The organism is Mycolicibacterium sp. TUM20985, assembly GCF_030295745.1.
GTDB lineage: Bacteria > Actinomycetota > Actinomycetes > Mycobacteriales > Mycobacteriaceae > Mycobacterium.
On sequence record NZ_AP027291.1, the window covers coordinates 5,780,135 to 5,791,365 of the forward strand.

The 11,231-nt window shown below is 71.1% G+C and carries 11 protein-coding genes; 6 read left to right on the forward strand and 5 right to left on the reverse strand.

Translation table 11 applies throughout. The features are described from left to right. Positions 1-7: 7 nt before the first annotated feature. A complete protein-coding gene (locus QUE68_RS28055) occupies positions 8-565 on the reverse strand; it encodes a CsbD family protein (RefSeq protein ID WP_286274803.1) in 558 nt (185 codons plus the stop codon). A gap of 276 nt (positions 566-841) precedes the next feature. On the opposite strand from QUE68_RS28055, the gene QUE68_RS28060 reads away from it, so the two are divergent. The 3 genes from QUE68_RS28060 to QUE68_RS28070 are packed head-to-tail and all read left to right on the forward strand — an operon-like array spanning position 842 to position 3,996. Continuing rightward, positions 842-1,321: an SRPBCC family protein gene (locus QUE68_RS28060; protein ID WP_286274804.1), complete on the forward strand. Its 480-nt coding sequence runs from the start codon at positions 842-844 to the stop codon at positions 1,319-1,321. After that, complete coding sequence (locus QUE68_RS28065) at positions 1,317-2,912, forward strand: phytoene desaturase family protein (RefSeq protein WP_455013544.1); 1,596 nt, start codon at positions 1,317-1,319, stop codon at positions 2,910-2,912. Before QUE68_RS28060 ends, QUE68_RS28065 begins: the two co-directional genes overlap by 5 nt. 55 nt (positions 2,913-2,967) lie before the next feature. Continuing rightward, positions 2,968-3,996: an iron-containing redox enzyme family protein gene (locus QUE68_RS28070; RefSeq protein ID WP_286274806.1), complete on the forward strand. Its 1,029-nt coding sequence runs from the start codon at positions 2,968-2,970 to the stop codon at positions 3,994-3,996. A gap of 11 nt (positions 3,997-4,007) precedes the next feature. On the opposite strand, the gene QUE68_RS28075 is transcribed toward QUE68_RS28070, so the two are convergent. Continuing rightward, on the reverse strand, positions 4,008-4,706 hold the full coding sequence (locus QUE68_RS28075; protein WP_286275960.1) for a HemK2/MTQ2 family protein methyltransferase: 699 nt from the start codon (positions 4,704-4,706) through the stop codon (positions 4,008-4,010). Positions 4,707-4,841: 135 nt separating this feature from the next. Between QUE68_RS28075 and QUE68_RS28080 the strand changes: the two genes are divergently transcribed. Next, positions 4,842-5,804 carry a glycosyltransferase gene (locus QUE68_RS28080; protein ID WP_286274807.1) on the forward strand — a complete coding sequence of 321 codons (963 nt, stop codon included), beginning with the start codon at positions 4,842-4,844 and terminating at the stop codon, positions 5,802-5,804. A 21-nt stretch (positions 5,805-5,825) separates the two neighbouring features. Next, positions 5,826-7,034: an NAD(P)/FAD-dependent oxidoreductase gene (locus QUE68_RS28085; RefSeq protein ID WP_286274808.1), complete on the forward strand. Its 1,209-nt coding sequence runs from the start codon at positions 5,826-5,828 to the stop codon at positions 7,032-7,034. Here QUE68_RS28085 and QUE68_RS28090 read toward each other — a convergent pair. After that, positions 7,018-7,827 (reverse strand): YihY/virulence factor BrkB family protein, encoded by an 810-nt coding sequence (locus tag QUE68_RS28090; protein ID WP_286274809.1) that lies wholly within the window; start codon positions 7,825-7,827, stop codon positions 7,018-7,020. The genes QUE68_RS28085 and QUE68_RS28090 overlap by 17 nt on opposite strands. A 45-nt stretch (positions 7,828-7,872) precedes the next feature. Here QUE68_RS28090 and QUE68_RS28095 point away from each other — a divergent pair, with 45 nt between their 5' ends. After that, on the forward strand, positions 7,873-8,562 hold the full coding sequence (locus QUE68_RS28095) for a CDP-alcohol phosphatidyltransferase family protein (RefSeq protein ID WP_286274810.1): 690 nt from the start codon (positions 7,873-7,875) through the stop codon (positions 8,560-8,562). On the opposite strand, the gene QUE68_RS28100 is transcribed toward QUE68_RS28095, so the two are convergent. Both QUE68_RS28100 and QUE68_RS28105 read right to left on the reverse strand, forming a co-directional pair. Then, on the reverse strand, positions 8,471-10,015 hold the full coding sequence (locus QUE68_RS28100) for a phytoene desaturase family protein (protein ID WP_284234420.1): 1,545 nt from the start codon (positions 10,013-10,015) through the stop codon (positions 8,471-8,473). The two genes, QUE68_RS28095 and QUE68_RS28100, sit on opposite strands and share 92 nt — an antisense overlap. After that, entirely contained in the window at positions 10,012-11,139 is a 1,128-nt protein-coding gene (locus QUE68_RS28105; RefSeq protein WP_284234422.1) for a glycosyltransferase family 2 protein, read from the reverse strand. Before QUE68_RS28105 ends, QUE68_RS28100 begins: the two co-directional genes overlap by 4 nt. Between the last annotated feature and the right edge of the window lie 92 nt (positions 11,140-11,231).

Consider the following 11,231-nt stretch of genomic DNA (forward strand, 5'->3'; position numbering starts at 1 on the left):
TTGGGGGTTAGGGCAGATCGGCTTGGTTGGACAGCTGGCCCGCGCGCTCGCGGGCTCGGTCGGCTGCCTCCCGCGCCTCGGCTGCGTCCTGCACGGCGTCCTGGTGCTCGTCGACGGCGTCGGCGGCCTCGTTCGCTGCAGCCCGCACGTCGACGCGCTCCTGCGCGGCGGCCTTCTGCAGTTCCTGCTGGGCCTGGTGCTCCGCCTGCGTCCTCTGTTGGGCGGCGACCTGCTGCGCCGACTGCTCGGCGGCAGCCTTCTGAGCGGCCTGCTCCGCTGCGACGGACCCCTCGACCGCGGCCGAGGCCGCATTCACGGCAGCCCGCTCCTGGGCACCTTCCAGGCGTGCCTCAGCCGATTCCTTGCGCGCCTCCTGCGCCTCGGCATCGGCGACGGCCTCCACGCTGTTGGCCTCCTTGCGCTGCTGGGCCTGCGTCTGCTCCAGCTGGCCTTCGGCGGTGAGCGAGTCGTTCCCCGTCATGGCGCCGGCGATCTCCTTCGCCTTGCCCTTCACCGAGTCAATCAGTCCCTTGCGGGCCTGGTCAGCCTTGTCGTGTTCGGTCACCTGTTCTCCTCTGTCAACGGCCGGCAGTGGTTGCCGGCTCCCCTGCAATAGCGCCGAGGCGCCGGGTCTGGACACACTTGGGTGAACCCATCGGCTCCCTGTTGGGATGCTCGCCGCGGAGGCATTCCAAACGTGGGGCAAGCCTCCGGCCCGTCAGGGTTGAGCCACCCGGTCGCGGGGTACTGACCTGCGATGACGGGAGCGCGCGACTCGCGCTGTGACCGACGTCTCCTAGCGGCGCACCGCCGCCGGTTCGATCGAAAGGACCTACCGGACATGGCATCGACACCCGAGAGCACCAGTCACTTGATCGTGAAGAGGGATACGACGGCGACCCGCGAACAGGTTTGGGAGCAAGTCGCCGACGGTTGGACCTACGCGCAGTGGGTGGTCGGCAACAGCCGGATGCGCGCCGTCGACGCCGACTGGCCCGCGCCGGGCAGCACCATCCACCATTCCGTCGGGATCTGGCCGCTGCTCCTCGACGACGAGACGGTGGTGGAGACCTGCCTCCCGCCATCCGAACTGGTCCTGATCGCCAAGGGCCGGCCGGTCGGCGCCGCCCGGATCACCCTGCGGCTGACGGACACCGACACCGGCTGCCGCATCGAGATGTCGGAAGTTCCCGTCGGCGGCCCGCTGAAGTGGCTGCCCGAACGCGCGGCCCTGGCGTCCGCGTGGCCCAGGAACCGCGAGTGCACCCGCCGCCTCGCCGCGTTGGCCGAACGCCGCACAGGCCCGGACCGCGACCATTAGCAGCCGGGAGACCGTCGACGCGGTGGTCATCGGCGCGGGACACAACGGCCTGGTCGCGGCGGCGCTGCTCGCGGACGCCGGCTGGGACGTCCTGGTTTGCGAGGCGCAGGCCGAGGCCGGTGGCGCCGTGAAGAGCGCAGCCCTGACGCCGGGCTACACCAGCGATCTCTACAGCGCGTTCTACCCGCTGTCGGCGGTGTCGCCCGCGTTGCGCGATCTGCACCTCGAAGACCACGGGCTGAGCTGGACGCACGCGCCGACCGTCGTCGGGCACCCACGCTCGGCCGCCGACGAGGACGCCCCCGTCATCCATCGCGACGTCGACCACACCGCCGCCGAACTGGACCGCCAGCATCCCGGCGACGGTGAACGTTGGCGGCGCCTCTTCGAGCAGTGGCTGCAGATCAAGGAGCCGCTGCTGAATTCGCTCTTCGACCCGTTCCCGCCCCTGCGCGGAGCGGCGTCGCTGCTGCGGACCCTCGGCACGGGTGAGGCACTGCGCCTGGTGCAGCTGCTGCTGTCGCCTGCGGGGGTGATGGCTCAGCGGCTATTCGAGGGTGACGCCGCGCGACTGCTCCTGCTCGGCAACGCCATGCATGCCGACGTGCCGATCGACGCGCCGGGCAGCGGCGTCATGGGGTACCTGCTCATCATGATGGCCCAGGACGGCGGCTTCCCGGTCCCGGTCGGCGGCGCGGGCCGGTTGACGGCCGCACTGGTCGACCGGGCAACGGCCGCCGGGGCACGCATCGAATGCAACCGGCCGGTGGAGGCCATCGAGGTCAAGGGTGGCCGGGCCGTGGGCGTGCGCACCGCGGACGGCACCTACGTCCAGGTGCGGCGTGCGGTCGTGGCCGACACCTCGGCGCCGCAGCTGTACCGACACCTGTTGCCGGCCGACGCGCTGCCCGCCGTCCTGTTGCGCGACCTCGATCACTTCGTGTGGGACACACCGGTTCTCAAGGTGAACTACGCGCTGAACGCTCGGATCCCGTGGCGATCGGCCAGCCTCGCCGGCGCAGGCACCGTGCACCTGGGCGCCGACCACGACGGGCTGATCCGCTGGATGGCTGACCTCAACACCAGAACGGTGCCCCAGTCCCCGTTCCTGTTGTTCGGGCAGATGACCACCGCCGATGCCAGCCGGTCACCGGAGGGCACCGAGAGTGCGTGGGCGTACACGCATTTGCCGCGGGGGGTCGCCGACGACGCGTCATCGGACACGCTCGCCGCCGCCGTCGACCGGGTGCTGGAGGCGCATGCCCCCGGTTTCTCCGACCTCGTCGTTGGCAAGCACGTGCAGCGTCCGTCGGACCTGGAGGCCGCTGACGCCAACCTGCACTTCGGTGCGGTCAACGGCGGCACCTCACAGTTGAACCAGCAGCTGATCTTCCGGCCCACTCCCGGACTCGGACGCACCGAGACACCCATCGGGGGTCTATTCCTGGGCAGCGCAGGCGTACATCCCGGCGGCGGCGTGCACGGGGTGTGCGGCCGTAACGCGGCCCGCGCGGCGTTGGCCAGTGACGGTCTGCGGGGCTGGCCCCGGCGCCGGCTCACCCACGCCGCCGTGTCGTTGCTCACCCGGTGAACCGGGTCGGCTCGAGCATGGTTGCCGAGTGCCCGGGCCGGGTAAGTGCCCGGACGTGACGATCGAAGCAACACCCCTGATCCTGCCCGCGACCCTTTCGCTGCTGCCGACGCCCGCCGGGCCCATCTCGGCGCGCGTCGTGGACGTGCTCGGTGACGCGTGGACGTCTTCCGACGACGCGGTCGACGTGGACGGGGCCGATCCCTATGGCCTGGACCTGCATCTCGCGCTCTACACCTGCTACGAACTGCACTATCGCGGTTTCGACGGAGTCAGTGGTTCGTGGGAGTGGAATCCGAGCCTGCTCGAACTGCGGGCGCGTTTGGAACGGGTGTTCCTCGAGGCGGTGCGCCGCGACGTCGGTGACGCCGACCCCGACGAGACGGTCATCGACGCCATGGCCGCCCTCTCGATCGAGCCGGTCGACGGCACCGGGCTGTCGTACCACCTGCGTGACGAGGGCACCTGGGAACAGATGCGCGAGTACTTCGTGCACCGGTCGCTCTACCACCTCAAGGAAGCTGACCCGCACGCCTTCGCGATCCCCCGGCTGACGGGGACGGCGAAGTCCGCGTTCGTGGCCGTGCAGAACGACGAGTACGGCGCAGGCCGGGGGCGGCGGATGCATCAGCAACTGTTCGCCGGCCTCCTGGAGGCCGCCGAGCTGGACGCCACCTATCTGGGCTACCTAGACCACGTGCCCGCGGATGCCCTGAGCGTGGTGAACCTCATGTCGCTGTTCGGGCTGCACCGCGACCTTCGCGGCGCAGCGGTCGGACACTTCGCCTCGACCGAGATCACCTCTCCGCCAGGTTCGGCGCGCATCGTCGCGGCGCTGGAACGCATGGGTGCGCCGGAGACGTGCGCGATCTTCTACCGCGAACACGTGGAGGCCGACGCCGTCCACGAGCAGGTGGTGCGCCGCGACGTCGTCGGTGACCTCGTCGCCCGAGAGCCCAGCCTCGAGGCGGACGTGATCTTCGGCATCCGGGCCCGCGACGTCGTCGAGGACCGGCTGGCCGACCACATGGTCGCCAGTTGGCAGGCCGGTCGGTCGTCGCTACGGATCCCGCTGACGCAGTAGCCCCGACCCGCTCAGGGGCGGTCGGCGCGGACGACGGCCAGGCGCTCCTGGCGCCTTCCCGCTTCGAGCCGTCCGGTGCGCTCCAACCACTTCGCCCGTGCGGTCATCACCGGTCCGAACGGAATCCATTGCTCGGCGACGACTCGGGCACGCAACCCGGAGTCCTGCAGCCCGGTGACGGTCTGCTCGATGTCGGCGAACTCGGAGTGCACGATGAGGATCGTGCCGCCGTCGGCCAGCATCTCGGACGCCTGCTCGCACAACGGATCCAGGATGCGCCGACCGCTGCGCCCGGCATTCCACGCAGTGTCGGGGCCCGCGGCGGCGGGAATCGGCCCGTCGTCGGCACCCTCGTCGAAGGGCACGTAGGGCGGGTTGCACGTCACGACGTCGAACGGTTCGAATTCGATTGCCCGAGACCACGATCCGCGATGCACCCGGACGTTGTGGCCGGCGGCCGACGCGTTCGCCCGCGCACAGCTGACGGCACGCGCACTCATCTCGAACGCGGCGACCGACGCCGCGCCCTGCGTTGCGGCGGCCAATGCGACGACACCACTGCCCGAACAGAGGTCGGCCACCCGACTCCCCGGTGCACGCCCGGTGTCCCGGAGCGCATCGATCAGCAGCGCCGAATCCTCCTGCGGTGGATAGACACCGGTCGGCACGAGGATCGGACGCGGCTGATCGATAAGGTCATCGGTGAAGATCGAGGTCACAACGGTGCTCCATCACATCTGAAAGTTCGGTAGCCGCGAACATGCCCCGTAACGAGAACGTTCAATCATCGAAACGTCGACGAATTGCGGAGGTTTGGCCGCAGGCCCCGTGGGCATGTGTTCGGGGTGGGGCCAGCAACGGAGAGCCGAACCATCCTCTTCTGGAACACGCACCGCGCGTGGGCCGAAGCGTTCGCCGGCGGTAGGCACCGCTACCTCACTCCCGGCGACCGGTCGACCGCGAACGCCGAGGACTCCCCACCGGGCGTGGACGAGGTCGACATGGCCGACCTGAGCGACGAGGACGTCGATCTGGTCGTCCTGCAGAACCAGAACGAGCTGGAGCTCACCGCCCGATGGCTGGGCCGTCGGCCCGGAGTCGACGTCCCCGCCGTCTACATGGAGCACCGCCCGCCGCGGCCGTTCGCCGTGAACAGCCTGCACCCCATGGGCGGACGCAGCGACATCCCGATCGTGCACGCGACCGACTTCAACAGGGTGATGTGGGACAACGGTCTCGCGCCGTCGTGCGTCGTCATGCCCGCCGTGGTCGACCCCGGCCGACTGTTCACCGGCGACGTTCCCGCGGCGGCGACCATGATCGACGAGCCGATGCGCCGGCTCCGCGAGACGGGCACCGATCTACTGGCCGAGGTCGGCAGGCGCGCTCCCATCGACGTGTGGGGGGTCGACAGCGACGTGCTCAACGCCAAGTTCCGGACGGTCGCGCGCATCCGCGGGCGTGGACCCGCGTCTCGCCCGCAGATCCTGCGCCAGCTCGCCCGGCGGCGCGCGTACGTGCACACCGCGCGGTGGACGTCACTGGACGCCGGCCTGATGGAGGCCATGTACGCCGGGCTGCCCGTGGTCGCCTTCGCCTCGACGATCGCATCCACCATGATTCCGCCCGAGGCCGGTGTCGTCAGCGCCGACACCCGGACGTTGGCCGCCGCGACGGAGACCTTCGTCGCCGACCGCCGGGCCGCGGCCGCCGCAGGCAAGGCGGCCCGCGACTACGCCGTCGCCCACTTCGGGGTGGATCGCTTCCACGCGGAGTGGGACGCGATCATCGCCGAACTCACCCGATAACCGAAGGACGAACTCATCGCCATGGACTCAAGCGCCGTCGACGCGTCCTTCGACGTCCTCGTCATCGGCGGGGGCAACGCCGGCATCAGCGCCGCAGCACGGCTCCTCCGCAAGGGCATCCACAACGTCGCGGTGATCGAGCCGCAGACCATCCACACCTATCGGCCCCTGCTGTCCTACGTCGGCGGCGGCCAGGCCACCATGGCCAGCGCGGAACGCACGCAGCGATCGGTGACCCCCAAGGGCTGCACCTGGCTCATGGACACCGCCGTCGACGTGGACGCGGTCGCCCGCGTCGTACGCTGCGCCTCGGGGCGCGAGTACCGGTATCGAGACCTCATCGTCGCGACGGGGCTGGTACCCGACACCGAGGCGCTACCTGGCATCGCCCGGGCACTCGACGACCCCGCCGTCGCGAGCAACTACCTGGATGCCGCCGACAAGACGTGGAAGGTGTTGCAGCGGATGCCCGTCGACGGTCGGGCGATCTTCACCGTCCCCCGCGCACCGGTGAGTTGTACGGGCACCACGATCAAGCCGCTGTTCCTGGCGGCGGAGCATTGGAAGCGGACGGGGAGATCGACCGGCGTGGCGATCACCCTCGTCGTCGACCGGGACCGGCTGTCGGACGCGCCCGACCTCGATGCCCGGCTTCGAAACCTCCTCGGCGAGTTGGGCGTTCAGGTCCTGTACCAGACCGGTGTCACCGGCCTCTTCCCCGACGAACGCAGCATCACCGTCACCGACCGCGGCGACGGCACCGTGCGGCGATTGTCCTACGACATGCTCCACCTGGTGCCGCCGTTCCGCGGACCGGAATGGGTCACGTCGTCGGGTCTCGCGGCGGACGGTTCGTTCGGTCTCGCCGACGTCGACCCCGGCACCTTCCAGCACCGCGCACATCCTCACGTGTGGGCGGCGGGCGACGGCGCCACCGTGGACACCGATCCCTCCGGAGGTGCGCTGCGGCGGCAGATCGCGATCCTGGTCGACAACCTCCTGGCGGTCCGGACCGGCGGTCACACGACGGCGTACGACGGCTACACGGTCGCGCCGATCACCACCGACGCACACCGCCTCATCCTCGGTGAGTTCGACCGGTCCGGTGCGCTGGCCTCGGCACTCCCCTCACCTCTCGACCCGCTGAAGCCCCGCCGCACGGCGTGGGCGTTCGACCGCTACGGCCTGCCGCAGATCTACTGGAAGTTGATCCTCAACGGTCGGCTCTGAAGATTTCGTCGAGTACCACGGTCACTCGGAAACCGCAGAGCACCAGAATGTGGATCAGGAAAAGCCACAGTGCGAGCGCCGAGACCGCACCGATGATCGGCAACCCGCCGAAGGGCGCCGACCAGGACACGGGGATGGCCAGGAACAGCACGAACCCCTGCAGGAACCCGGCCAGGATCGCCCCGGAACCGAACGCGCCGACCAGCAGTGCCCGCCAGCCCAGCCGGCCCGGCCCGATCAGCGCGAACACCCCGAGCAGCGCGGTCGACACGGCGAGCCAGACCACGTGGAACCCGACGACCACACCCCATACCAAGGTCCACCCCTCACCGGCGTACAGCGGGCCGACGTAGGGCGCGGAGGCGAGGACGGCCAGCACCAGGAACGGGGCCACGGCCGCCACGCCCAACAGGCCGGCACGGCCGCGCCAGCCGGTCAGGGTGTCCTTGGCCGCCGACATCTGGACGAAGGCCCGCCGCAGCCCCTCGCCGTACAGGCTGGCCGGAAACAGGACGACGAGCGCCTGCCACAGCGACATCGACAGCGCGACCGACGTCAGGGTGCGCAGCGCCTCCGGGGTGCCGTGCCCGCTGGGCAGTCCCGCGATGCCGGCCTCCATCCCGTCGGTGACGGCCTGGTGACCGACGATGTTGCCGACCGCCCACAGTGACACCAGCGCGAGTGGAACCAGCCCGATAGCGCCGAAGTACGTCGCGCCTGCCGCCCACAGGGCGAGATCGCTCCCCGGAAACGTCCGGGAGACCCCGGTCCCGAGCTCACGCAGGCGGCTCATCGGGATGCCCGTCCGCGTCGGCCCGCGTGCTGGCAGGCTGGCGTCATGAGACCCGAGGACTCCGGGGGCGAGGACGACGATGACGCCGGGTGGTCGTCGCTGCACGACGGCATCCAGCCCTCGCCGGTCGTGCGCGGGTGGCTGAGCATGGTGCGGGTCCTCGCGTCCGGGCCGGTGCTGCGGATCCCGCCCGACGTGCTGTCGACGGCGGGCGTGCTCATGCTGGCGGGTGCCTGGCTGGCCGTCGCAGGTCCGCGGTGGCCGGCCCTGGCCGTGCCGCTGATACTCGGCGCCGGGGTGCTCGACGGTCTCGACGGCGCGGTGGCATTGCGGACCGGAAAGGCGAGACCCCTTGGGGCCATGATCGATTCAGTCGCCGACCGGATCGGCGATCTGTTCCTGGCGGCGGTGCTGTGGTCGTTGGGCGCGCCACTCGCCTGGGTGTTGGCGGCCGTCGGTTTGGTTCTGCTGCTCGAGTACGTGCGGGCCAGGGCGCAGGCGGTCGGGATGCCCGGCGTCGGCGCGGTGACCGTGGCCGAGCGCCCGACGCGGTTGATCCTCGTCATCATGGCTGCGGGCGGCGCCTCGGTGCTGCCGGCCGGGGTGCCGGGTCCGGGGTGGAGTTGGGGCGCCACGTTCGCCGTCACGTGGACGGTCGTCGGCGTGGTGGGGATGGGTCAGCTGCTTCGCGGGGTGGGGCGGTCGATGCCGCCGCAGTTCCCGCCGCCCCGATGAGACGGGCGACGATTTCGGCCGACATCAACACCAGCGGAATGCCGCCGCCGGGGTGTGCGGACCCGCCGACGAGGTAGAGACCCGGCAGCGGGCCGCGGTTCGCCGGTCGGCGTAGGGCGGCCCGCGGCCCGTGTGACGCCGTGCCGTAGATCGCGCCGCCGGGGGCGCCGGTGCGCCGTTGCAGATCGGCGGGTGTGAGGGTTTCGGTGAACAGGATGCGGTCGCGGACGTCGGCACCTCGGCGGGCCAGCACGTCCAGCACGTGCCGGGCGTAGCGCTCCCGCAGCCCTGGGTCGTCCCAGTCGACCCCGCGCCCCGGGTCGTGCGAGGGGGCGTTCACCAGGACGAACCAGCCCTCGGTGTCGTCGTCGGGACGCAGCGCCGGGTCGTCGGGGGCGTGGACGTAGATGGTCGGGTCGGCGACCGGTGACGGGTGGCGCCCGAAGATCGCGTCGAATTCGGCGTCGTAATCGGCCGGGAAGTACACCCGGTGCGACGCTCCCGGCTGATGTCCCGAAAGGCCAAGCAGCAGAACGAAGCCCGCCATCGACCGCGAGCTGCGGCGCATCCGGCGCCGGGCTCGCGACGCCGTGCCGGCAGGTAGCAGCCGATCGTGCAGGACGGCAGCGTCGGCATTGCTCACCACCACGTCCGCGGGAACGTCGCGGCCCCCGACCCGGACGCCGACGGCCCGGCCGTCCCGGACCAGCACCTGCTCCACCGCCGCCCCGGTGTGGATCTCGACACCGAGATCGCCACACCGCGCGGCGATGGCGTCGACGATGCGGCGCAACCCGCCTGGCACGTACCACGCGCCGAACTCCTGCTCCACGAAGGACGTGACGGCGAGCACGGCCGGGGTGCGTCGCGGATCGGAGCCGGAATAGGTGGCGTAGCGGTTCAGCCAGGTGCGCAATCGCGCGTCGGGCAGCATCCGCCTTCCCAGACCGTCGATCGTGCGCCATGGCGCGACCGCGCGGAGGTCAGCGGGCCTGATGCTCATCCTGGCCAGGGAGGTCAACGAAATAGGTTGTCGCAGAATGGGTTCCCCGACGAGCTCCCACAGCCGGCGCGAGTGGTCGTGCAGCCGCCGCCACGACTCGCCCGCCCCCTCGCCGAGCGCTGCGTCCAACGCCGCCCGAACCCGATCGGCGTCATGCGGGAGCACCAACTCGGTGCCGTCGGCGAAGACGTAGGCGCACGCGGGGTCCACGGCGGTCAGCTGCAGCTCGGCCGGGCCGCCGGTGTCACCGAACAGCTGCTCGAGGACTGCGGGCAGGGTCAACAGCGACGGGCCGGTGTCGAACCCGAAACCATCGCGCTCGAAGACGCCGAGCTTGCCGCCGACTGTCGGGGCAGCCTCGAACACCGTCACGTGATGACCGGCTGCGGCCAGCCGCGCCGCGGTGGCCAGGCCGCCGAGACCCGCACCGATGACGACCGCCCGACTCATACCGCCCGACCCTTCCAGCTCAACGTCCCGCGCCACCGGCCCGCCCACGACGATGCCAGCAGCCAGAGCAAAGTCACCACCGACAGGGGATGCGCCATCGCATCCCATCCGAAACGTCCGCCACACCATCGCCGGGCCGCCAGCCGCCCGACGACTGCCGCCGCATAACCGAGTGCGCCCACCCGCGAACCCCTCCCCGCGGCAGCCGCGGGGACGACGTAGACGACGGCCAGCGCGACGGCGACCGCGAGCGCCCCCACCGGTGAGCCGAACGCCGCCCACAGCGACTTGCGGTAGCCCTCGCGCAGTTCGTGCCCGTTGTCGTACATCCGGCAGGTCGCCAGCGCCGATCCGTCGGCGACCCCGGTATGGCCGCCCGACGCGCGGACCGCGCGGGCCAGCGCGATGTCGTCGAGCACGGCGCCTGCAACGGATTGCCAACCGCCGGCCCGGGCCAGCGCCTCGGCCTCGACGAGGAGGAACTGGCCGTTGGCCACCGCCATCGACGGTCGCCGCGAACGCTCCGCACGGCGGAGGGGCAACGTGGTCAGCCACGACCAGGCGAGCAGTGGTTGGACCAGGATGCCGAGCAGCCCGGAGGCGGTCTGACGTGGCCACGGGCAGAGCAGGTCCAGCGGCGCAGCACCGCCGCGCAGGACGGCCACCGCGGCGGCCACGGCGTCGGGCGAGAGCACGACGTCGGCGTCGACGAAGACCAGGATCTGGCCGCGCGCCTCGGCGGCCAGCTGGGCGCAGGCGTGCGGCTTGCCGAACCAGCCCGGCGGCGGCGGAGTGCCGGTCAGCACCCGCAGCCGCGGGTCGGAGCCGGCCACCCGCCGGACGACGTCGGCCGTGCCATCGGTGGAGCGGTCGTCCAACACCACGACCTCGACGTCGGTCAGCCCGCGCTGCCCGAGCAGGGAACGGATCGTCGGGGCGATCCGGTGCGCCTCGTCGCGGGCGGGCACCAGGAGTGACACCGTCACGGTGACCGGTGCTGGATTGCGGGGCGGCTGCCGCAGTCGACGCTGGTTGACCAACTGGTGCGCCGTCCCCAGGCAGGCAAGTGACGTCCCGGTGACCACGACCGCGTGGCGGGTTTCACTGGAGAGCGCGAAGGGCACCTCGAAACTCTACGGAGGCCCCCGGCCAGCCCTTCGACGAGGCGAGCGGAATACTTGACCTACCGACTTCCTGACCACCTGGGAGGTGTCCG